24 protein-coding genes and 1 riboswitch are annotated in these 23,319 nt (G+C 35.7%); of the genes, 12 read left to right on the top strand and 12 right to left on the bottom strand.

What is annotated here, in order from left to right:
* Positions 1-29 precede the first annotated feature (29 nt).
* Positions 30-902 (top strand): foldase protein PrsA, encoded by an 873-nt coding sequence (locus QN089_RS12690; protein WP_285215441.1) that lies wholly within the window; start codon positions 30-32, stop codon positions 900-902.
* A gap of 42 nt (positions 903-944) precedes the next feature.
* Here QN089_RS12690 and QN089_RS12685 read toward each other — a convergent pair whose 3' ends face one another.
* Positions 945-1,298, bottom strand: a complete 354-nt coding sequence (locus QN089_RS12685; protein ID WP_068450864.1) for a magnetosome magnetite crystal formation protein family — start codon at positions 1,296-1,298, stop codon at positions 945-947.
* A 115-nt stretch (positions 1,299-1,413) separates the two neighbouring features.
* Positions 1,414-1,513, top strand: a riboswitch (TPP riboswitch).
* A 95-nt stretch (positions 1,514-1,608) separates the two neighbouring features.
* Here QN089_RS12685 and thiT point away from each other — a divergent pair.
* Entirely contained in the window at positions 1,609-2,172 is a 564-nt protein-coding gene (gene thiT, locus QN089_RS12680; protein ID WP_068450867.1) for an energy-coupled thiamine transporter ThiT, read from the top strand.
* Between the two features lie 170 nt (positions 2,173-2,342).
* On the top strand, positions 2,343-3,095 hold the full coding sequence (map, locus tag QN089_RS12675; protein WP_068450871.1) for a type I methionyl aminopeptidase: 753 nt from the start codon (positions 2,343-2,345) through the stop codon (positions 3,093-3,095).
* A gap of 54 nt (positions 3,096-3,149) precedes the next feature.
* Here the strand turns inward: map and QN089_RS12670 are convergent, their stop codons facing one another.
* Positions 3,150-3,881: a tryptophan-rich sensory protein gene (locus tag QN089_RS12670; protein WP_131004905.1), complete on the bottom strand. Its 732-nt coding sequence runs from the start codon at positions 3,879-3,881 to the stop codon at positions 3,150-3,152.
* 145 nt (positions 3,882-4,026) lie between these two features.
* Here QN089_RS12670 and QN089_RS12665 point away from each other — a divergent pair, with 145 nt between their 5' ends.
* Together QN089_RS12665 and QN089_RS12660 are read left to right on the top strand one after the other, a co-directional pair.
* Complete coding sequence (locus QN089_RS12665) at positions 4,027-4,782, top strand: polyphosphate kinase 2 family protein (protein ID WP_285215440.1); 756 nt, start codon at positions 4,027-4,029, stop codon at positions 4,780-4,782.
* A gap of 48 nt (positions 4,783-4,830) precedes the next feature.
* On the top strand, positions 4,831-5,376 hold the full coding sequence (locus QN089_RS12660; protein WP_068450881.1) for a GNAT family N-acetyltransferase: 546 nt from the start codon (positions 4,831-4,833) through the stop codon (positions 5,374-5,376).
* A 96-nt stretch (positions 5,377-5,472) separates the two neighbouring features.
* On the opposite strand, the gene QN089_RS12655 is transcribed toward QN089_RS12660, so the two are convergent.
* The 3 genes from QN089_RS12655 to QN089_RS12645 form a co-directional block, all read right to left on the bottom strand.
* Positions 5,473-6,036 carry a beta-class carbonic anhydrase gene (locus QN089_RS12655; protein WP_068450884.1) on the bottom strand — a complete coding sequence of 188 codons (564 nt, stop codon included), beginning with the start codon at positions 6,034-6,036 and terminating at the stop codon, positions 5,473-5,475.
* An 83-nt stretch (positions 6,037-6,119) separates the two neighbouring features.
* Positions 6,120-7,112 carry a rod shape-determining protein gene (mreB, locus tag QN089_RS12650; protein WP_285215439.1) on the bottom strand — a complete coding sequence of 331 codons (993 nt, stop codon included), beginning with the start codon at positions 7,110-7,112 and terminating at the stop codon, positions 6,120-6,122.
* A 336-nt stretch (positions 7,113-7,448) separates the two neighbouring features.
* A complete protein-coding gene (locus tag QN089_RS12645) occupies positions 7,449-8,681 on the bottom strand; it encodes an aminopeptidase (RefSeq protein WP_285215438.1) in 1,233 nt (410 codons plus the stop codon).
* A 262-nt stretch (positions 8,682-8,943) separates the two neighbouring features.
* Between QN089_RS12645 and motA the strand changes: the two genes are divergently transcribed.
* Together motA and motB are read left to right on the top strand one after the other, a co-directional pair.
* The gene (gene motA, locus QN089_RS12640; protein ID WP_068450893.1) at positions 8,944-9,747 is read left to right on the top strand and encodes a flagellar motor stator protein MotA; all 804 of its coding nucleotides are present in this window, start codon (positions 8,944-8,946) and stop codon (positions 9,745-9,747) included.
* Complete coding sequence (motB, locus tag QN089_RS12635) at positions 9,731-10,495, top strand: flagellar motor protein MotB (protein ID WP_285215437.1); 765 nt, start codon at positions 9,731-9,733, stop codon at positions 10,493-10,495. Before motA ends, motB begins: the two co-directional genes overlap by 17 nt.
* Positions 10,496-10,593: 98 nt before the next feature.
* Here the strand turns inward: motB and QN089_RS12630 are convergent, their stop codons facing one another.
* On the bottom strand, positions 10,594-10,815 hold the full coding sequence (locus QN089_RS12630) for a DUF1128 domain-containing protein (protein WP_068450900.1): 222 nt from the start codon (positions 10,813-10,815) through the stop codon (positions 10,594-10,596).
* A 76-nt stretch (positions 10,816-10,891) separates the two neighbouring features.
* Positions 10,892-12,268 (bottom strand): alanine/glycine:cation symporter family protein, encoded by a 1,377-nt coding sequence (locus QN089_RS12625; RefSeq protein ID WP_087682237.1) that lies wholly within the window; start codon positions 12,266-12,268, stop codon positions 10,892-10,894.
* 218 nt (positions 12,269-12,486) lie between these two features.
* Here QN089_RS12625 and QN089_RS12620 point away from each other — a divergent pair, with 218 nt between their 5' ends.
* Both QN089_RS12620 and QN089_RS12615 read left to right on the top strand, forming a co-directional pair.
* Positions 12,487-12,837: a YtxH domain-containing protein gene (locus QN089_RS12620; protein ID WP_285215436.1), complete on the top strand. Its 351-nt coding sequence runs from the start codon at positions 12,487-12,489 to the stop codon at positions 12,835-12,837.
* Positions 12,838-12,860: 23 nt separating this feature from the next.
* Positions 12,861-13,856, top strand: coding sequence for a YihY/virulence factor BrkB family protein (locus tag QN089_RS12615; RefSeq protein WP_285215435.1), 996 nt, complete (start codon positions 12,861-12,863; stop codon positions 13,854-13,856).
* Between the two features lie 45 nt (positions 13,857-13,901).
* On the opposite strand, the gene QN089_RS12610 is transcribed toward QN089_RS12615, so the two are convergent.
* The 3 genes from QN089_RS12610 to QN089_RS12600 all read right to left on the bottom strand — a co-directional run bounded on the left by QN089_RS12610 (position 13,902) and on the right by QN089_RS12600 (position 17,992).
* Positions 13,902-15,800, bottom strand: a complete 1,899-nt coding sequence (locus QN089_RS12610; RefSeq protein WP_285215434.1) for a heavy metal translocating P-type ATPase — start codon at positions 15,798-15,800, stop codon at positions 13,902-13,904.
* 271 nt (positions 15,801-16,071) lie between these two features.
* A complete protein-coding gene (locus tag QN089_RS12605; protein ID WP_068450910.1) occupies positions 16,072-17,604 on the bottom strand; it encodes a fumarate hydratase in 1,533 nt (510 codons plus the stop codon).
* 187 nt (positions 17,605-17,791) lie between these two features.
* Positions 17,792-17,992 (bottom strand): SE1561 family protein, encoded by a 201-nt coding sequence (locus tag QN089_RS12600; protein ID WP_068450912.1) that lies wholly within the window; start codon positions 17,990-17,992, stop codon positions 17,792-17,794.
* Between the two features lie 185 nt (positions 17,993-18,177).
* Here QN089_RS12600 and QN089_RS12595 point away from each other — a divergent pair, with 185 nt between their 5' ends.
* On the top strand, positions 18,178-19,344 hold the full coding sequence (locus QN089_RS12595) for an MFS transporter (RefSeq protein WP_409136413.1): 1,167 nt from the start codon (positions 18,178-18,180) through the stop codon (positions 19,342-19,344).
* Positions 19,345-19,384: 40 nt separating this feature from the next.
* On the opposite strand, the gene QN089_RS12590 is transcribed toward QN089_RS12595, so the two are convergent.
* Complete coding sequence (locus QN089_RS12590; RefSeq protein WP_285215433.1) at positions 19,385-21,133, bottom strand: methyl-accepting chemotaxis protein; 1,749 nt, start codon at positions 21,131-21,133, stop codon at positions 19,385-19,387.
* A 216-nt stretch (positions 21,134-21,349) separates the two neighbouring features.
* Here QN089_RS12590 and QN089_RS12585 point away from each other — a divergent pair, with 216 nt between their 5' ends.
* Positions 21,350-21,700: a nuclear transport factor 2 family protein gene (locus tag QN089_RS12585; protein ID WP_285215432.1), complete on the top strand. Its 351-nt coding sequence runs from the start codon at positions 21,350-21,352 to the stop codon at positions 21,698-21,700.
* Positions 21,701-21,726: 26 nt separating this feature from the next.
* The gene (locus QN089_RS12580) at positions 21,727-22,038 is read left to right on the top strand and encodes a hypothetical protein (RefSeq protein WP_285215431.1); all 312 of its coding nucleotides are present in this window, start codon (positions 21,727-21,729) and stop codon (positions 22,036-22,038) included.
* Between the two features lie 342 nt (positions 22,039-22,380).
* Here the strand turns inward: QN089_RS12580 and QN089_RS12575 are convergent, their stop codons facing one another.
* The gene (locus QN089_RS12575) at positions 22,381-23,259 is read right to left on the bottom strand and encodes an AraC family transcriptional regulator (protein WP_285215430.1); all 879 of its coding nucleotides are present in this window, start codon (positions 23,257-23,259) and stop codon (positions 22,381-22,383) included.
* Positions 23,260-23,319 lie beyond the last annotated feature (60 nt).

Raw genomic sequence — 23,319 nt, 5'->3', positions numbered from 1 at the left:
ATAGTTCAAAAATAAGGAGTGTCAAATAGATGAAAAAGAGAATGATCTGGGCAATCGCTATCATCTTTGTTTTAGTTGTTGGAAGTGGTGTATATTATGCAACAGCCAAAACAGGATATGTCGCAAAAGTAGGCGATACAAAAATTACACAACAGCAACTGAATAATGTTTTAAATAAACAATATGGTAGTGCAGCGCTTGAAACATTAATTCAAGATCAAGTAATTACACTTGAAGCAGAAAAACAAAAAGTAACAGCAAGTGATGCAGAAGTAGATGCACAATATAAAAAAGTCGAAACACAATATGGCGGAGCAGATGCACTTGAATCAGCACTTGAATCAAATAACATGTCTAAATCTGATTTTAAAGCGAATTTAAAAACGTATGTACTCGCATCTAAAATGATTGAGAAGGATTTAGATACATCTGACGAAACATTAAAAGCTTATCTAAAAGAAAATCAATCTACATTCGATACAGCAGCGCAAGTGAAGGCAAGTCACATTCTTGTAGAGAAAAAAGCAACTGCGACAAAAATCAAAAAAGAGTTAGATGCAGGTGGTGACTTTGCAAAATTGGCGAAGAAATATTCAACTGATACTGCCACGAAAAGTAAAGGTGGCGACTTAGGCTACTTTACGAAATCAGAAATGGTGGAAGAATTTGCGACACAAGCTTTCAACATGAAAAAAGGTGATATTAGTGACCCAATCAAAACAGATTATGGTTACCATATTATCAAAGTAACAGGTACAGTCGATGCAAAAACAGCGAAGTATGAAGAGGTCAAAGACAAAGTAAAAGAAGCGTATATTGAATCGCAAATTAGCGCACAATATTCAAGTTGGTTAACAGAGAAAATGGCAGACTACGACATTACAAATACACTCAGTAAATAACAAAAGAAGCAGTATGAGAATGATCTCAGCTGCTTCTTTTTCTTACATAGTTGTACTTTTTTGGTTTAATACTTGAATGCCGCGAACGATATTCCAAATGACAATCGCCAATGAGAATAAAGCCATGAAAATGATGAAAATAATGACACCTATACCAAGTGCAGCACCTGTTGAATCACTCATTTCAGCTGATGCAAAGATACCCATTGTTGCTAAAATAATAAAGAAAATAACTGCAGGAACATAAAGTAACAAGTGAGAAATAAGTGCATGTGTTGCGTGTTTTTTTACATCACGATCTTTTACAACGAGCATAACAATCAGCGGTAAAATAAAGCCTGCAAAGAAAATACTGAAGTAACAAAGTGATGATAAAATACGATTATTCTGTTCCATGATAACCCTCCCTTTTGTTCATAATAACTTATATACGTATAAAAATGGAAATCGTTTCATGCTATTGCTATATTTCGTTAAATTCAGTAGAATGAGAGTGTTCAAAAATAATGATGTAAACCACAAGGGGTGCATACGTGCTGAGAGAGAGTTTCGACTCCAACCCTTCGAACCTGTAAGTTAACACTTGCGTAGGAATGTGGATAGAAACCGACATATAACGATGTCAGGCTCTGTCCTGATGTCGTTTTTTTTATCTAGATTACCACAGGAATTGTGTAAGACATCAAATCAATGGAGGTTCATAAAGATGAACAAACAAAGATTATTAATGATGATTGAGGTGGCCATTTTTGCGGCGATTGGTTTTATTTTAGACAAACTATCGTTTTCGATTTGGGCACAGGGTGGTTCCATTAGTTTAGTTATGGTACCAATCGTATTGATGGCGATGCGTTGGGGAACATTACCAGGGCTTGCGACAGGTCTTATTGTAGGGGTACTACAAGTTTTAACAGGTGCAAGTATTTTAACCCCATTACAAGGATTTTTAGATTACTTCTTTGCGTTCACAATTGTCGGGATTGCTGGAGTTTTCCGTCCGATGGTTATTCGTGCTTCAAAACAGAAAAAAGATGGCGCAATGCTTGGCTGGATTTTAGTGGGTACAGCAATTGGTGGAATCCTACGACTGATTTCACATACAGTAGCAGGCGCAGTATTCTTCGCAAGTTATGCAGGCGACCAAAACCCATGGATTTATTCTGTTGTTTATAATAGCTCGTATATGATTCCAGCTATTATTTTAACAGCTGTCGTGATTTATCTATTGTTTAGAGCAGCACCTAAGTTATTCGTTCAAAAGACGTATTAAGAATAAAAACGTAGCGATTAAGAAATCGTTACGTTTTTTTATTATATATATATCCACCTAAATAAAAACTTTTACTGAATGTATGAAAGAATGCATAGACTTTTTATATGTATCTACAAAAATTATGATATAGTTAAGAGTAGAATTTTATATAGAAGGGACCGTTATACATGATTGCAACAACTCAACAAGAAATCGATGCGTTATTAAAAGCGGGTCGTGCCATGGCAGAAATTCGCGAGGCAATGAAAGCTGCGACAAAACCAGGCGTTACAACAAAAGAGCTAGATGAATTAGCTGGTAAACTATTTGAAGAAAAAGGTGCAGTATCTGGACCAAAAGCAGAATATGACTTCCCAGGTTTCACATGTATTAGTGTAAACGAGGTCGTAGCACATGGTATTCCAAACGATACACCTCTAAAAGAAGGCGATATGATTAATATTGATGTATCGGGTCATGTGGATGGTTTTTATGCAGATACAGGTATTTCATTTATCGTAGGTGATGCTGAAAAGCCAGAATTACAAAAATTATGTGATGTAGCACAGTCAGCTTTTGATCGTGCTATGACAAAGGTTAAACCAGGTTCTAAATTGAATCAAATTGGTAAAGCTGTAGAACGTGAAGCGCATGATAATGGTTTAAAAGTAATTATGAACCTAACAGGTCATGGTGTAGGACACTCATTACATGAAGAACCACAATATGTATTGAACTATTATGATGCATGGGACGCTACTTTAATGAAAGAAGGTATGGTTTTCGCAGTAGAACCATTCATCTCACAAGCAGCTGAAAATATTATTGAAGGTACAGATGGTTGGGCGTTTTTAACACCAGATAAATCATTTGTAGCACAACTAGAACATACAGTAATCGTGACAAAAAATGGCCCGATTTTAACAACAAAAATTGATTAATAAAAAGAGGAGAACGATTTTTTCGTTCTCCTCTTTTCTATAGTGTAAAACATGTTAATAGATTGTTCTTGGCTTTTTACGCATAAATAGAATACCAGCAAGTAATACACCACTTAAAAATAATGCAGCTGTTGTTACTAATAATTCCTCAAAGTTATTTTGTACAGCAATTCCTAAATAGAACCAGATGAATAGAATCGGGAAGTAAGGATCGTAATGATGAAAGCGGATGTGAAGTGCAATGGCTACAAAGACAGTCAATAAGATGACGGCCCATAGCGGTTGACTTAATCCAAAACCATCCCAACGTGCTGCAACAAGTAAGATTGCTAAATTGAACATAATAAGTAATACGAGCCATGCTAAATAAAGTGATATAGGTAGGCGTGTGGTCATCGTATTCTTTTCAGGTAGTAATAAATACATACCTGCAAGTGCAAGTGTACTGAATACGAGTATCATACATGCGATGATGAACTGACTATTTTGCCAGTAATAAATCCAAACGATTGAAAGGACCATACTAATTGTAAATAAAAAACTTTGTACATGTGTAATCGCAAATTGTTTCTTTGCAAACATTTGCCATTGTTTGTAAATCCAATATAATATAGAGAGATAGATGAGTGCCACTACATAAAAGACATAGTCGGATGGATAAGCTAGAATGGTATAGCTATTTGCAACATCCACTGTCGTTTGACCATTGAATGGAAGAATGGCAGCAGATACGCTGACAATCATCATTGCTAAAAAACTGATTGTCATTAACAATAGTCTGCCCAAAAAATCTCCTCCTCATCAAGATTTTTCGTATTTAAAAATACTAACTATCATTATACACGTCTTTCATAGTGCAATCATTTTCAATTTGGTGAACGTTTCATAAAAAAGGGTATATATAATCAGATTCAGGAAAAGGAGTGTTTACATGACTCAATCTTTAGAAGAATTAAATATGGATAAGAAGTTTAATAGTAAGAAGTCGTATAAAAAAGAATTAAAAAAATTACAGCTAAAAATGTTAACGTTACAACAGACGTTGCATCGTAATAATATCGGTTTAATTATTGCCTTTGAAGGAATGGACGCAGCTGGAAAGGGTGGCGCGATTAAGCGCTTGATTGAACGATTAGATCCGCGTGGTTATGTTGTACATCCAATTTCTGCTCCAAAGCCACACGAATTACGTCACAACTACTTACAACGTTTCTGGCGTAAGCTACCGTTTAGAGGAAGTATCGGTATTTTTGACCGTAGTTGGTATGGTCGTGTATTAGTAGAGCGAATTGAAGGTTTTGCAACGGAAGCTGAATGGACACGTGCTTACCGTGAGATTAATGAGTTCGAGCGTGTACTGACAGATGATCACTATATTATTTTGAAGTTCTGGCTACAAATCACAGAGGAAGAACAATTGAATCGTTTTAATGCACGTGAGAAGGATCCATATAAATCTTGGAAGCTAACAGATGAAGATTGGCGCAATCGTAAAAAATGGCCTCAGTATGTTCAAGCAGCAAATGATATGTTTGCTAAAACAGATCATCCGAATGCACCATGGATTTTAGTTGCAGGTAATGATAAAGAATATGCAAGAATCAAAGTATTAAAAGAAACAATTAAGCATTGTGAATCGAAAATTAAAAGTATGGGAATTGAGATTGATTACCCAGATGAGAAATAGTTTTTTAGTTAAAAGCTGATGAAATTGTGTAGAGAGAGATGATGTGGCATGCTTTACTTAGAGAGCGAACGCTGTATATATCGCGTATTAATTGAAGAAGATGCGGAAGCATTAACAAACCTAGTTGTACAAAATAAGCGATTTTGGTCCATCCATGAGCCACTTCATAGTCCTGAATATTACACGAAGAATTTTCAATTGAAGCGAATTAACGATTCGATGCATCAAATGAATATGCGTCGAGAGTATAGTTTTGGAATCTTCCTTAAAAATACGAAAGAGTTAATCGGTCATATATCGATTTATTCCATTAAGCGCTTGCCTTTTTCGAGTGCGTTCATCGGTTATTCCTTAGATGAGCGCTTTACTCGTAAAGGAATTACAACAGAAGCGGTGGAATGTATTACAAAATTCGGCTTTGAAAATTTGGATTTACATAGAATTGAAGCCTATGTATCGCCAGCAAATGAAGGGTCTTATCGTGTGCTAGAAAAAGTCGGTTATCAACGTGAAGGATTGTTAAAACAATTACTTTATATTAATGGTGTATGGGTAGATCATTATCTATATGCGAAGCTCGCAGAGGAACATTGAAAAGGTAAGACACTTTGGTATAAGTGGAAAAGACAATTTAAAAAGAAATTTTAAAAAAGAACCGCTGTCTTATCAAGGCAGCGGTTCTTTTTATTATTATAGGTCGTAACCGTTTGTTACAAGTTCAAGTTCGCCTGTTTTTGGATCAATGATTAAACCATGTACAGGTACATCTTTTGTGACTAAAGGATGATTACGTACAACATTTACGCTGCGTTTCACTTCTTCTTCTAAATCAGTGAAGCCTTTTAACCAATCCTCAACATCAATTCCTGTATGTGAGATGATTTCAAACGTTTTGTCATCTACCCCACGTGATTTAATTTCGTTGATAACTTTTGATGGATCCATTGAATTCATACCACAGTTTTTGTGTCCAACTACAAGTACTTCCTCTGCTTTTAAAGCATAGACTGCAACTAGTACACTTCGCATGATACTGCCGAATGGATTATTAATTTGTGCCCCCGCTGTTTTGATCATTTTCGCATCACCATTTTTAATGTTGATTGCTTTTTGTAATAATTCAATTAAGCGTGCATCCATACAAGTTACAATTGCTAACTTTTTATTCGGTACTACATCCGATACATATGATACATAATCTTGGTTTTCTACAAACTTTTTGTTAAACTCTAAAATCTCATCTAATTTTCTCATTACAAACTCCCCTCCCACATTTAATTTTATCTAAAAAAAGTAAAAAATTAAACGTTTATGGTAAAAATGCATAAAAAGAACGATTATTTAAGGTAATGTAGTGTTTCTGTTGAGAGACCTGTACCAATCGCAACCGCTTCAAGAGGAGATTGTGCTCTGTAAACTGGAATAAATAGTTCATTTGCTAACCATTCATCTAATCCTTGTAGTAAAGATGTCCCGCCAGCAAGAACGATACCACGTTCTACAATATCACCAGCAAGTTCTGGTGGACAAGATTCTAGAGTACGACGAATCAGTTCTAAAATCGCTTGGAATGTTTCAGATAAGCAATCTTGTAGCTGCATCGAATCAATTGTAATACTACGTGGTAATCCTGTGACTAAGTCACGTCCTGTTACGGTCATTTGTGCTACTGCATGTTCAATTGGTGCATGCCCAATCTCAATTTTGATTTCTTCAGCAGTTTTAGCACCAATTAATAAATTGAATTCTTTGCGTAGATAGTGAATGATATCATCGTTAATTGAGTCGCCACCAATTTTGGCAGTTGCCGTTGTTACAATACCACCTAATGAGATGATTCCAACTTCAGTTGTACCACCGCCTAAATCAACAATTGCGCTCGCTGTAGGCTCGTTTACAGGTAACTCTGCCCCAATAGCTGCAGCAACAGGTTCATCAATTAAAAATGCCTCTTTAGCTCCACATTGGCGTGCAGCATCCTGAATAGCTAAACGCTCAATCGATGTTGCCCCAGAAGGTGCACAAATAACGATGTTCGGTTTTTTAAATCGTCCTTTGTCTTTAAAGACGCGATCTAAAATCGTTTTTAAAAGAGCAGTTGCCATATCAAAATCTGCAATGACACCATCTTTAAGTGGATGACATATTGTAATATTCGGTGGTGTTTTTCCAATCATTGCTTTGGCTTCATGACCAATCGCAATTACTTGCTTTGTTGTTGTATTGACAGCCACGACAGATGGCTCATTCAAAATAATACCTTTATTTTTTACGTACACTAATGTGTTCGCTGTACCTAAATCAATTCCAAGAGCTGAAGATGTAAACATCAAACAACGCCTCCTCTAGCTTTATATAAATATCTAATATGATAAAAAAATAACAAATCAGTCGTTTTAATAGTATAAATGAAGAAAAAAGGGAATGATAGTTTAAATATGAAGGATAAAAAAGGAAATAAAAATAGAGTTGTTGATATATCAATATGTAAAGGCTTTTATTAGGATAAAAGTCTACTATTTAATTTTTTAAAATGCGCTAAATGTGTTAGAAGAAGAAAAAATATTTATCCTACATTTTAATAAAAAATTGCTTTTTTATGATGTCATATAAAAAAACGCCTCGTCTTAAAGACGAAACGTTCTTTTAAATGTTTCCACTAGAGATTAAAATGCCCAATTTCCGTTACGGAATACAGGAATACGTTCACCATCTTTTGTAATACCATCAATCTGCATATCACCAGAACCAATCATAAAGTCGACATGTGTCATACTGCGATTTAATCCTGCTTTTGCGAGTTCTTCTTGTGACATTTCTGTTCCGTTTTCTACACAAAAAGCATAGGCACTACCAATCGCTAAATGGTTTGAAGCATTCTCATCGAATAGTGTGTTGTAGTAAAGGAGACCAGAGTTTGAAATAGGTGAATCATGTGGTACAAGTGCTACTTCACCTAAGAAGTGAGATCCTTCATCTGTTGCAACTAAATCCTCTAATACTTGCTCACCTTGTTCAGCTGATATATCTACAATACGACCATTTTCAAAAGTAATTTTAAAGTTGTCAATAATTGTTCCACCGTAGCTTAATGGTTTCGTACTGCTTACATAGCCATCTACACCGTCTTTAAAAGGCGCTGTGAAAACTTCTTCAGTTGGGATATTCGCCATAAAATCAAAACCAGCTTCATTCTTACTACCGCCACCGCTCCAAATATGGTGTTCAGGTAATTCGATTGTTAAATCAGTACCAGGTGCTGTGTAGTGAAGCTTGTGGAAGTGATAACGATTCAATTCATTTACCTTCGTACTAAGCTGTTCATCATGTGCTTGCCAAGCTTCAACAGGTTGTTCTAAGTCAGCGCGTGTCGCTTTAAAAATAGCTTCCCATAGAGCAGGAACTTGTTCTTCAGTTGGTAAGTCGGCAAACATCATAGCAGCCCAGTCTTTTGAAGGTGCTGCAGCGACAGTCCAACTAATTTTGTTTGCTTGTGAAGCTTGACGATATTTTTCTAATCCTTGACCTGCAGCTTTTTGGAATGCCGCAATTTTTTCTGGCATAATACCTTTTAATAAGTCAGGACTAGATGATTTTACTTTAATAAAAGCAGCCCCATGTTCAGCTAGCCATTCTTTTTCAACTGTTTGCCAAATAGGGAAGTGATTGAATTCTTCAAGTGGTGCATGTTCAAAATGTAAACGACTAATAACATCATCATCATAATGTACAAATACTTGTTTTGCGCCTGCTTCATATGCTTTTTTAGCTAATGCTTGAGCAAGCTCTGTATTCTCAACTGTCACATCAATAAATAGATATTGATCTGGTTGAAGATTTGATCCAACACGAATTAAAAGTTCTGCATAATTTTCTAATTTTTCTTGAAAACGTAACATTTAAACCCATCCTTTGTTAATATAGAATTAATAGAAACTTCTATTCTATTTTCAACTATTTCGGGTAACGAATCAAGTTAAACATATAAAATCAAAAGAATAATAACAACTGGTACTAAACACTCTATTATATGTAATTTGGCAGTGAACGTTTGTACATAGAAATTTTCATGAAATATCCAATGAATGTAGTAGATGTTTATTAAGATTTAAGAATTTACACCGAAATATAAAGAAGAATGACGACTTTGGAGGTTCTGAAATGGATATATCATCAGTTATAGGGATTATACTTGGACTTGTCTCTCTTATTGTAGGGATGTTCTTTAAGGGTGTAACACCGGATGCCTTACTTAATCCAGCGGCGCTCTTTATTATCATTTTAGGAACGATTGCTACTGTTGTAATTGCCTTCCCAATGAGTGAGCTAAAGCGCATACCAAAATTATTTGGTGTTTTATTTAAGGATAAAAAATTAGTAAGTGATTTAGAAATTATTCAATTATTCTCAAGTTGGGCAGATTTAGCTCGTCGAGAAGGTTTGCTTGCCTTAGAGAGTAAAGTGGATGAAGTAGACGATTCATTCCTCAAAAATGGTTTAACATTAGCAATTGATGGTCAAAATGCAGATTACATACGCGATGTGTTAACAGAAGAAGTAGAATCAATGGAAGAACGTCATAGTGCAGGAGCGCAAATCTTCACACAGGCAGGTACTTATGCGCCGACACTAGGTGTATTAGGGGCTGTAATTGGTCTGATTGCAGCATTAAAAGAATTAGATGATGTTGAAAAATTGGGTTTAGCGATTTCAGCTGCCTTCGTTGCAACATTACTCGGTATTTTTACAGGTTATGTATTATGGCATCCATTCGCAAATAAATTAAAGCGAAAGTCAGCTGTTGAAGTAAAACAGAAGATGATGATTATAGAAGGTATCCTTTCAGTATTAGAAGGGGAGGCTCCTCGCGTAATCGAACAAAAATTGGCATCATACTTACCGAAAAGTGAACGTGCTAAAATAATTGGCGAAAGCGGGGCGGATGGCCTTGGCAAAGAAAGCTAAAAAACATAAAAAACATGAGGAACATATTCCAGAGTCTTGGCTAATTCCATATGCAGATATTTTAACGCTATTACTAGCACTCTTTATTGTATTGTTTGCATCTTCATCTGTTGATGTGAAGAAGTTATCACAATTATCCTCTGTATTTAGTACAGTATTTGATGGTGGTTCAGGCGTTATGGATAATCCATCACCAGTCGAAACAGATATACCGAGTAGCGAAACATTAAGTGCGTATCAAGAAGATCAACGTCAGTTAAAAGAAATTGAAACAGATGTAGAACAATATATCGCAAGTAAAGAATTAGAAGGAAAATTCGATACAAAGATGACAGAAGATGGTCTACTCATTACGATTAAAGCAAGTGTTCTATTTGATCCAGGTCAGGCGGTCATCTCATCTAAGTATGAATATATTGCAAAAGATTTGGCGAAAGTACTTAATTTAAAACCAAAACGTTCGGTTGTCGTGTCAGGTTATACAGATACAGTACCAACTACGGGTAGTCAGTTTTCTTCAAACTGGGAGTTGAGTGCAATTCGTGCAGTAAACTTTTTAACCTTACTTGTAAATTCGAATAAAGAACTAGATCCTGCTTATTTCAGCGCCAAAGGATATGGTGAGAACAATCCTGTCGCATCGAATGATACAGCAGAGGGAAAAGCTAAAAACCGTCGTGTAGAGGTTCTTGTGCAGCCTTTAGTAAAAGAAGATGGTTCATCATATGAACAAACAAATAGTAAATAGAAAAAGAGGGTGGAGTAAAATCCAGCCTCTTTTTATTGGTTAGATATAGTACATAAAAAAAGAAGTACAATGGGAAAATCCCAAAGCACTTCTTTTGCTTATTTACGCAGTGAACCAAGTTCTGCTACGATTGCTTGCATTTCACTTGGACTAAAAGCATCACGTTTATGTACTAATTCATATAAGTACACAAGATCTTCGTAACTCTCTGTGTCGAAGTTTTCAGGCTTCATGGCATCTGCATTGACCATGCGTAATTTTTCTTTAATCGCTTCAATCATGAAGTGAATATTTTCTGTAGATGGTGTTGTTAAATCCAAAAGGAACCCCTACCTTTCAAAGTTGGTTACCTTTTATAATTCCATTCATACAGACAATTGTCAATGACAATTTGATTTAAGATTTACTAGCACGTAATGCTAATTTTTCTTCTTTTAATGTTTTTTGAATAATACGTGTTTCAGCTACAATAACACCTGATAAACCGACAAGACCGATTAAGTTAGGAATTGCCATTAAGCCGTTCGCTACATCCGAGAATGTCCATACAAGATCAAGAGATGATGTTGCACCTACATAAACAAATAATACGAAGATGATACGATAGATTGTCCCAGCGATTGGTGTCTTTACAAGATATTGTAGACACTTCTCACCATAGTAAGCCCAACCCATAATTGTTGAAGAAGCAAAGAATACAAGACCGATTGCTACAACATATGGACCCCATGCGCCTAGGAATGTATCAAATGCAGCAGTTGTTAATTCGTTCGCTGCCATATCTTTATTTGTATAAACACCTGACATAACGATTGTTAAACCTGTAATTGAACAGATTAAGATGGTATCTAAGAATACTTGTGTCATCGAGATTAAAGCTTGACGACCTGGTAAGTCTGTTTTTGCAGCAGCAGCAGCGATTGGTGCAGAACCAAGACCAGCTTCGTTTGAGAAAATCCCACGTGCAACCCCGTAACGAATCGCAGCACCGACAGCACCACCACCAGCAGCAGAGAATGAAAATGCATCTTTAAAAATAATACCAAAAGCAGCAGGTACATCTGTAATGTTTGTAAAGATGACGATTAAACCAGCAAGTAAATAGAAAATTGCCATAACCGGTACAAATACAGCTGTTACGCTACCGATTGATGAAATACCACCTAAAATAACTAACCCTACAACAACGGTTAATACAATACCTGTAATCCAAGGCGCAACATTGAACGTGTTACTTACAACACCAGCAACTGAGTTCGATTGTGTACCATTACCGATACCAAATGATGCGATAACACCGAAGAAAGCGAATAGAACTGCTAACCATTTTTGCTTTAGACCACGCTCTAAGTAGTACATCGGTCCACCAGCCATTTGTCCTTTTTCATCTTTCACGCGATATTTTACGGCTAATAGTGCTTCACCGTATTTTGTTGCCATACCTAATATTGCAGCTACCCACATCCAGAAAATTGCTCCTGGCCCCCCTAGAATAACAGCAGTGGCTACCCCGACAATATTACCTGTTCCAACTGTCGCAGCTAAAGCTGTCGTCAGTGCTTGGAATTGTGAAATATCCCCTTCAGCCGATTTGTCATGGTTTTTTGAAAATACTAATTTTAAAGCAGTTGGTAACAAACGAATTTGTAAAAAACCAATACGAATTGTTAAGTAAATCCCTGTCCCTAAAATTAAGACGATTAGCGGTATCCCCCATAACACGCCTGAAACCTCGCCTAAAAATGCATTTAACTTATCTCCCAAAGCCCCCATTGAATTACCTCCTAAAAATGTAATTTTTCTTTAAAATGGAAAAATTAAAGCATATAACTATTTTCATAAAATTCTGTTAAATTGTCAATACCTAAAATGAATTTACATTATAACTATTTGTTATAATAGAATGTATGCTAGCATAACGGTTTACTCACAAAGGAGAAGGGTACTATAATTGGGATTAGGAAATACATAAAAAACCGGAGGAGATAAATATGGGAAAAAAATTAGTGTATGGTATTTTAGCGGGAGCAGCAATTGGAGCAGCAGTAAGCTTAATGAATCGCGAAACACGAGAAAAAGCAGTACAAAAAGTAACGAATTTAAAAACAGATGCACAATATTACTATTACAATCGTGATGAGCTAAAACAAAAAGCAACAGAGAAATTTAGCAAAGTACAAGGCATTGCAGAAATGGTTATGGAGAATAAAGATTATTATTTGGAAAAAATTGCCGAATTTAGAGAAACACCTAAATTAACTGAGGAAGTAAAAATTGCGAAAGAGGTAACGAATCAAGGTGTAGACGATGTGAAAAAAGCTGAAGATGTCATTCACCTATAAACTTTAAGAAGGGGGAGGTTTATATGGCGAGGAAAGCAAAAGTTAAACATTCATCTGAAATGTTCGAGCGTTTAAAAATGATGCAAGTGAAAAAGAGACAACGTGACACAGAAGTAGATGAACTCGATTACACAACGCGTAAAGGATATATAAAAGGCGTAATAGAAGGTATAAAAAAAGCAGATGTATCGAGTTCAGGAGCACAACTGGCCTATTTCTTCCTTCTATCATTATTTCCATTACTTATTTTTATTTTAACGCTCGTTCCATTTTTAAATTTGCGTCCAGAACAAGTTTTTATATTTTTAGAAACAGCGTTACCATCTGAAACATATAATCTGATTAGCTCTACACTGAGAGAAGTTTTGGATACGCGTAGTGGGAGTTTATTATCAATTGGTATTATTGCGACTTTATGGTCTGCATCCAATGGAGTAAATGCGCTTATCAAGAGTTTAAATCGCTCTTATGGAATTGAAGAAACAAGACCTTTTTTAATTGCTAGAGGAATGTCACTTATTTTAACCTTGATGTTTATTGTGTTAATTATTGTAGCTTTAGTCTTACCTGTATTTGGGCAAACTATTGGAAAAACTTTGTTTAATGAAATTGGATTAGGAGATAACTTTTTAATAATTTGGCAATACGTCCGAATTATTTTACCACCTATTTTAATAGCAAGTGTATTAATAATTGTTTATTGGGTGGCACCGAATATGCCGTTATATTTAAAAAGTGTCATTCCAGGAGCTATTTTTGCCACTGCTGCTTGGATTGCTGTGTCATATGGTTTTTCATTCTATATCAGTAATTTTGCCAATTATTCTAAAACATACGGCAGTATTGGAGGAATTATTATTTTAATGTTATGGCTTTATATTATTGGTATTGTATTAGTGATTGGTGGACAGTTAAATGTAGCGACACAAAGAAGAACTGAACAGAAGATGCGAAGAATGGATCAAGTATCTAAGCAAGAAGAAAAAGGTAAAATTTCAACAAAAGTATCTTCAATTTAACGTAAAAAAAACAACCTCTAAAATAAAGAGGTTGTTTTTTTTTTATTAAATTTTTGTGCGTAACATACGCAAACCATTTAGAATAACTAGAATCGTACTACCTTCATGTCCGATAACACCGAGTGGTAAGTTAACAATTTGCAAGAAGTTAGAGATGACTAATAACATAATAATAGAAATAGAAAAGATAATATTTTGTTTCACGATTCGTTGCATTTTACGTGCTAGTTTAATGGCATGAGGAATTTTTGATAGATCATTTTTCATCAGTACGACATCTGCTGTTTCAAGTGCTACATCAGTTCCTTCACCCATCGCAATCCCTGTTGTTGCTGTTGCAAGAGCAGGCGCATCGTTAATACCATCACCAACCATACCAACGAATTTATATTCTTCCATTAATTCTTTTACATGTTTTACTTTTGTATCCGGTAGACATTCCGCAATCGCTTGTTCAACGCCAGCTTCTTTTGCAATGACGCTAGCTGTATTATGGTTATCACCTGTTAACATAACGGTGTGAATACCCATTTCATTCAACTGTTGAATCGCAAGTTTTGACTGTTCACGTACCGTATCTTTCAGTGCAACTAATGCTACAATCCCTTCATCATTTGCCATGAAGATGACTGTTTTACCTTCGTTTGTTAATTGATCTGCTAGATTGTTTTTAAATGCATGAACACGTTCAAAACCGACGAATTCAGGTTTACCAACTTGATACACTGTGCCATCAATTGTTCCTTTTAATCCCCAACCAGGCATGTCTTCAATTTGCGCTTTGCGGAAAGTAGATACATTTTGTTCTTCTGCATACGTTGTAATTGCGATTGCAAGTGGGTGATTAGATTGTGATTCAATCCCTGCTAACATCGCAAGCAATTCTTTTTCATCTAATCCATCTGCAGTGACGAAATCTGTTACTACTGGTTTACCTTGTGTTAATGTTCCTGTTTTATCAAAAGCAATAGCACGCAATGCACTTAAATGTTCGATGTGTAGACCACCTTTGAATAAAACACCACTACGAGCGCCACTTGAAATTGCTGATAGTGTTGCAGGTGTAATCGCTGCAACAAGCGCACATGGAGAAGCAACAACTAGTAATACCATCGCGCGATAAAATGTTGTGTTCCAGTCCCAATCTAATAAATAGTGGGGAAGGAAGAGCATAAGACCTACAACGGCTAAAACAATTTTGACATACGTTCCTTCAAAACGTTCGATGAATTGTTCAGAAGGTGATTTTTCACTTTGAGCTGATTGTACTAATTCAATAATCTTTGAGAAAAGTGAATCTGTATTTGGTTTTGTCATTTCGACAATTAATGTACTTGTTAAGTTGACTGTACCAGAGAATACTTCGTTTTGAATTTGTTTTGTTACAGGAATTGATTCACCTGTAATCGCTGATTCATCAATTGTTGAAATCCCTTCAACGACTACACCATCTGTTGGCACACGTTCGCCTGGTTTAATGAATAGACGATCCCCAACTTGTAATTCAGAAACTTGTACACGCTTTGTTGTACCATCTTCTAATAGTAAGTTTGCGACTTCAGGTTGTAAGTCCATTAGTGCTGAAATCTCTTTATGGCTTTTGTTCATCGCATAAGTTTCCATTGCACCACTTACTGCGAAGATGAAGATTAAGATGGCACCCTCTGTCCAATAACCGATAATTGCTGAGCCAATTGCAGCTAAAATCATCAATAATTCGACGTTTAAGGTTTTTTCTTTAATTGTCTCCTCAATACCTTCTTTTGCTTTTGCAAAGCCACCAATAATGAATGCAGCTAAGTATAAAACAACTACTAATGTAGTCTCGCCAATATTTTTGCTTAGAATCCATGCCACTAAAATAAGTACACCTGATAATAGGGCTGCAATCATTTCATGGTGTATTTTCATTTTCTCAATTAACGATTCATTTGTTTTTGTCATTCTTCTTACCTCCTTGAGAATGGATATCATTATCGAAATGGATATAAAATCACTTAAAAGCTTAAATATCAATGATTTTAGTTCGACTTATTTCTTTTTATTAATTTATAATTATTATAAATAAAGAGAGGTTAAAAGTCAACTAAATGAGAAAATGACATTGATTATCAATTAGATAGAGGGTTTAAATTAGAATGATTATCATTAATGATTAGATAATAATATAAAAAAAGCCGTAACGAAATGAATCGTTACGACTTCGATTTGTTTATTAGAATACGCGTTCAGCGTGATCTGCTAATTTTTCAAGTGATGATTTTTGAACATCTGCATGTAATGAGTTACCGTGAGAATCCATTGTAACTACCGCTGTGAAGTCTTCAACACCTAAGTGCCACATTGCTTCAGGAATACCGAATTCAAGTAAATCAACACCATCTACTGATTTAATACAGTCAGCATAGTACTGAGCAGCACCGCCGATTGCATTTAAGTATACGCCGCCATGTTCTTTTAATGCTGCAAGTGTTTTTGGACCCATGCCGCCTTTACCCATTACTGCGCGAATACCGAATTTTTTCATGATGTCGCCTTGGTATGGTTCTTCACGAATAGAAGTTGTTGGTCCAGCTGCTTTTACAGTCCAGTTACCATCTTCATCTTTAGCCATTACAGGACCACAGTGATAGATGATTTGACCATCTAAATCAACTGGTGCATCGTGGCTCATTAAGTGGTGGTGGATTGCGTCGCGCCCTGTGTACATACGACCAGAAATTTGAACAACATCTCCAACTTTTAATGAACGGATTTTTTCTTCTGTAATTGGTGCAGTTAATTTTACAACTTCACCTTGTTGTTTTGTTTCAGCTTTTGCTTCTTCTTCAAAGCTGATTTTTTCGCCGTCTTGGTAGTGCCATTCCATAATTTCGCCAGTTTCAGCGTTGATGTTAACAGCCATACGACGGTATGCCCAACAGTTGTACGCTACTGATACGAAGAATGAAGCAGGGATACGGTGCATAACGCCGATTTTACAACCAAGTAATGTTGCTTCACCGCCGAAGCCCATTGTACCGATACCGAATGTGTTCGCTGTTTTAACAACATATTCTTCTAATTTCGCAAGGTCTTCATTTGGATTCACATCATCTACGTGACGGAATAATTGTTCTTTTGCTAAATCGTATCCAGATGAACGATCGCCACCGATTCCAACACCGATGAAGCCTGCTGAACAGCCTTGACCTTGTGCTTGGTAAACTGAATGTAAGATACATTTACGGATACCGTCTAAGTCACGACCAGCACGACCTAAACCTTCTAATTCAGTTGGTAAGCTATATTGAATATTTTTATTCTCACAGCCGCCGCCTTTTAAGATTAACTTCATTTCGATGTAATCTTTTTCCCACTGTTCAAACTTGATAACTGGAACACCTTCGCCAAGGTTGTCACCGCTATTTGCGCCTGTTAATGAATCAACAGCGTTTGGACGTAGTTTTGCGTCAGCAGTTGTTTGTGCAATTGCTTTTTTAATCATTTCTTTAATTTCGATTTGGTTTACGCCAACAGGTGTTTTAATTTTAAATGTTGGTAGACCTGTATCTTGGCAAATTGGTGATACATTATCATCTGCCATGAAAATATTGTTTGCGATTGTGTCTAAACTCATTGCAGCACGAGTTCCAGCATTTTCAGCTTCTTTCGCTTTTTTAATAGCACGACGAACGTCTTTTGGTAAGTTAGTAGATGTTTCTGTTACTAACTTATAAATGCTATTCTCAAGGTTTTGTAAATTCATAATAAAAAGTCCCCCTCAAAAGGTTTTATGTGAATCATTTTATATTATAACGTGTCTGAGATGGGAGAAAAAGAGAATATATAGAAATGCAGTGATTTTTTCAGAAAATTGTATGCAACATAGACAGGAAAAGTGTGCACAAAAAAAGAACAATTCGACTGTAATCGATTGTCCTCGTTTCGTTTATCTATTCTTTTTCTTCTGAATCCGTGCGGTTTTTAAATGTATCCATTTTTACTTCGATATCATCTACCATGGCAATTAAACGATCGATATCTTCTAACTCAGTCGTTTCAGGGTCGATTGCGTCTAGTACTTCCATGAAAATTTGCAGACGTTCTTTTAAATAGCTTACTTGCTGATCTTTATTTGTAATTGATTTACCCATCAGTACACCTCGTTTCATTGCTAGAATAACGGATTTATAACATTTTAGCAAATCCAAACAGAGCTCATTATTATCCGAATTTTCCGTTTATACATGAATGTATATTTACTAGGACTAAAATATGATACGATATGTTTCGGCTTTCAATTTATAAGCAAATTTATCTGTAGAAAGGAAGAAACTTGGTGAAAAATAACGATATTGCAAAAAAACGTTTTTGGATATTAGTCATCATCGTGTCGATTTCGGGTTTTTCTCAAGGAATGTTATTGCCGCTTATTTCAATCATTTTTGAAAAAGACGGTGTTGCTTCCTCACTCAATGGTTTAAATGCCACAGGTTTATATATAGGAACATTGCTCATTGCACCATTCGTTGAACAACCTTTACGTCGTTTTGGCTACAAGCCTGTCATCGTTACAGGTGGGGCACTCGTATTTGCTTCATTATTTTTATTTCCATTATGGAAGAGTGTATTATTTTGGTTCATTCTACGATTAGTTATCGGGATTGGAGATCATGCACTTCATTATGCAACGCAAACATGGATTACAACGACAGCACCAGTTGAAAAGTTAGGGAAGAATGTCGCAATTTACGGTTTATCATTCGGTCTTGGTTTCGCTGTTGGTCCTCAATTCGTTCCATTAGTCGAAATTAATGAAGCATTGCCATTCATTGTTTCTTCATTACTATGTTTAGCAGCTTGGTCACTAATTTTCTTCTTGAAAAATGAAAAACCAGAACCGATTCAAGTGAATCAACATGGGAACACATTCGTGCGCTATAAACGTGCGATGAAATACGCGTGGGTCGCATTTTTACCACCGCTTGTATATGGCTTTTTAGAATCTTCATTAAATGCCATCTTCCCAGTCTATGCAGTAAGAAATCACTTTGATTTATCGATGCTTGCCTTTACACTATCTGCTTTTTCAGTAGGGGGTATTCTAACACAAGTACCACTTGGAACACTTGGTGATCGCATTGGTAGACGAAAAGTATCGCTCATTGCACTTGGTGGTGGCGGTTTAATGTTTTTATTTGGTAGCTTTTTCGAATCATCTGAGTGGATTATTTTAATTAGTTTCTTATTAGCTGGTATGTTCTGTGGTTCTGTATTCTCTCTCGGTATCTCGTATATGACTGATTTAACACCGAAAGAGCTATTACCAACAGGAAACTTACTATGTAGTATTTTCTTCAGTGTTGGTAGTTTAGCAGGACCATTCTTAGGTGGTGCGTATGTACAATATGTGAATGCAAGCTTCCTCTTATTAATTGCAGGACTTGTATTATCCGTATTCTTCATCGCATTAATTTTCGGTAAGGAAAATAAAAAGGCAGTATAAAGAAAGAGGTAGGGAAAATTCCCCACCTCCTTTTTGTATGCTAATCAATTTTAAATTGATTAATCGCTTGTTTTAATAAGCCAATCTGATCCGATAAATCAGTTGCAGACTCAGCGACAATTTGAACAACTTTTTGTTGTTCTTCAATCGACTCAAATACTTCTGAAGTAGCAGCAGCATTATGCTGGCTAATTTGCGCGCTATGGTCAACAGAAGTTACAATGACGTCTTTTTGTGTCATGAGTTGTTGCACACTTTGGTTCACTTCTGTAATGGCTGTTTGAATTGAAGCGACTGTTTTTTGAATTTCTTCGAAAGATGTACCTGTATGTGTTACCGCATCGTTTTGTTGTTGAACAATTGCAGCTGTGCGATTAATTTCAGTATTTGCATTCATCGTTTCTGTTTCAATGCCTTTTAACGTATTTTGTACACTCTTTGTCGAAGAAGCAGTTTGCTCAGCTAGTTTACGCACTTCTTCTGCTACAACTGCAAATCCCTTACCATGTTCACCAGCACGTGCTGCTTCGATTGAAGCATTCAGCGCTAATAAATTCGTCTGTTCAGAAATCATATTAATCGATGTGATAATATTTTCGATTTCTTTCATTTTAGACGATAGATTGTGGAATACGTCTTGCACATGTTGTACTAGTTTTGCTGATTCATTCGACTTCTCTTGAAGAATTGAAAGTTGTGTTAAACCATTCGCATTTGCTTTTTCCATCGTATTTGATGTTTGTAACATATGTTGGTTCTTTTCATGAAGTTCTGTAATCTCTTCTGTTAAATGATCTGTCGCTTGTTTTGTTGATTGGCTGTCAGCTAATTGTTTATGCGAACCTTCAGACATTGTTTGAACACTATTTGAGATTTCATCTGTTGAAGCAGCTGCTTCTTCAGAAATAGCTGTTAAACTCGTTGATGTATCACGAATTTCTACGATGGATGTATCAACATCTTGGATCAGCTGTTTTAAACTAACTACCATACTATTAAAGTGATTATTCAATTGACCGATTTCATCTTCACGTTTTACTTCATCTAAAGGAATTGATAAATTGCCACTCGCGATTTCTTTTAATTTAGCTGTTAGTTTCTGAATAGGACGAGCGAATGTACGAGCTAAACGTAATGTTAAGAAGAAACCAATAATTAATGAAATGACAAGAGCAATAGACATCATTAATAATAACTGATTCGCAGGTGCATTAAAGTCTTTTTTGTATGAACTGGCTGCCACAATCCATCCCCAATTCGGATCGACTTTTGAGTATGTAATTTTATCAGCCGTTTTATCCATATTATCTGGCAGGTGGAATGGATACGATGTAAAGCCGCCACCTTTTTCAGCCGTTTTAATAATATTACGAATGAAATATTGTCCGCTACTATCTTGTAAATCCCATGACTGTTTATCTTCAATATTAGGGTGACCAATCATCATACCGTCTTTTTCTAAGAAGAAGATGTAACCACTCTCACCTAAATCTGTTTTATTCGTAATCGTACGAAGGCCTTTATCATTCTTTTGTCCAATCGTTACTTCTTTCACTTTTTCCTGTGCTTCTTCAAGTGATAACTCACCTGATTCGACTTTTTGATTGTAGCCATCAATCAATTGCAATGTCGAGGTCACACTGTTTTTTACAATCGTTTCGCCTAATTCATTCATACTATTTTTTGCGTTGATGAAACTTACGATTCCGATGATTAAACAAGGAATCAGCATAAGGAGTAAAGAATTCAGCATAATTTTCCAATAAATTGAATTTAGTATTTTCTTCACAGTTACCTCCTAATAAAATGTGTCAATATATCTATTATGTATTCACTTAAAAAATAAATCAACATATTTGGAAAAAGAAGGTATAAGAAATTTTGTTTTTAAATAGCATTTTCTTTTAGAAAGAGAGAAAGTGATGATTTATTAGACTTTTTTTGTAAAAAAATTGACGTTTTTAATATAAAATAAGATGAAAGTATAGGCAGGGAGATGAAAGTGATGGGAGATAGAGTAGCTTATTTTTTACACCTTGAAAAAACATTAATGTATGGGCGATCAGATGATTTTAAAGAGTTATTATCAAATGACTTTGTTGAATTTGGAACATCTGGACGTATTTATAATAAAGAGATGCAATTAAATTTAGTAGATACAAAAGGATCGGCGGCATGTCCATTTATTATTAAAAATTTTTCTGTTCAGCAACTCGCACCGACGATTGTTCACATTACATATCAAACCGAGGTGATTGACAATGGAAGTCGATCTAATCGCAGTTCAATCTGGAAGTATGAACATGAAAAATGGCGCTTATATTTTCATCAAGGAACACCGACAATATCATTTTAATATAATAGAGGAAGAAGGCAGATTATATGAATGAATTTTGTAGTTGCGAAAGATTAACACATATAAAAGTAGAAGCAGATTTTTATACAGATCCACTATGGTGCAGTATTTGTGGTTATAATTTAGATATTGATGAGTTTCCACTAACAGAACTAATAAAAGAGAAGTTAATGTTATGGGTAGAAAAATATGAAGACGTATTAGGAAGGAATTCCCATCAATCGTCATTTGAATATGAACTTAACAAGCGAGACTATAATCAAGTTGGATTAGAATTAACAGAAGAAATCAAAAAGGATATAGGTCATCAATATAATATCTCATTTTCATATGTATAAATAAAAAGAAGATGAACATTTCATTTTCCTTATTTAGAGTTCGCAACGAAAAAACGGAACCACATGGCAGCGTGATTCCGTTTTTTCTTATGCACATATTAGATGGTGTTTTATACGTATGTCCCATCTTCTTTTTAGTTTTATTTTCTCAATGTCAATAATGTCACGCTTTCAACGTGGCTCGAGAGGACAGAATGAATGTCATATAAGTGTGTCCGTTCTCGGAAACATATCCACTGCGTTTTTGGCACTATCGGTAGACGGGAACATATCCACCAATCGTACCGTTTATGAAAAGGGCACTCTTGCTAGGAGAGCCCTCAATAATAAACATTAATGTAATTAATAGTCTTTTTTCTTTACTGGAATCCAGATTTCGCTTCGATACTTTGGATTTCCAGTGTCTGGACTCTCGTTCCACAAAATTTCAGGACCTTCAACTGCCTCATACCCTGAAGACGGAAACCACTCTGAGTATATCCTTCCCCATACATTTTGAAGTGTTTCCGGGAAGGGTCCAATGGATTCGAAAACTGCCCAGGTACTGGCTTCTATTTTTAATACATCAAGTTCTGCTGTTTCATCACTTGAAGTTGCTACACCGATGTAATGATCTAGTTCTCCTCTTTCTTCCATTCTTCCTTCCGAGAAATTAGTGGAAGCACTAATAATACCAGTTGGTTCTACATTTGAAATTGCTTTTAATTGTTTAATAACCTCCGGGGTTAAAAGTTCAGTCATTTTTGCAATCTCTGGATTAACACCTTTAAAAATAACTGGAACTCTCTTCTTAAATCCTACTAACTTAAATGCCTCTTTTTCAACAATACGATAGTTCATTTCGCATCCTCCTTGTATTGATAATTGAAAGGTCATTCGAGGATAAGCTTTTAATTGTGTATTCTCACTCCTTGCCTCAGAAGGGAGAATACCATGCAGGGAATGAAAAGCACGAGAAAATGAATCAGCCGAATTATAGCCATATTTTACGGCTACATCAATTATTCTCAAATCCTTATCTTTCAAATCAAGTGCTGCCAGCGTTAATCTTCTTCTCCGAATATATTCTGATAAGCTTATACCTGATAAAAAAGAAAACATCCGCTTAAAATGATACTCTGAACAGTAAGCAATTTTAGAGACTTCACTATAATCAATATCCTCAGTTAAGTGCTCTTCAATGTATACCATTGCATTATTCATACTACTTAACGAATCCATCAAACAACCTCCTTTCATCGTCAATATTATCAAAGGATGTGCTTACCAATCCGACAATCT

This window comes from Kurthia sp. YJT4, from assembly GCF_030219945.1.
GTDB lineage: Bacteria > Bacillota > Bacilli > Bacillales_A > Planococcaceae > Kurthia > Kurthia gibsonii.
This window is presented reverse-complemented; position numbering and strand designations above follow the sequence as displayed.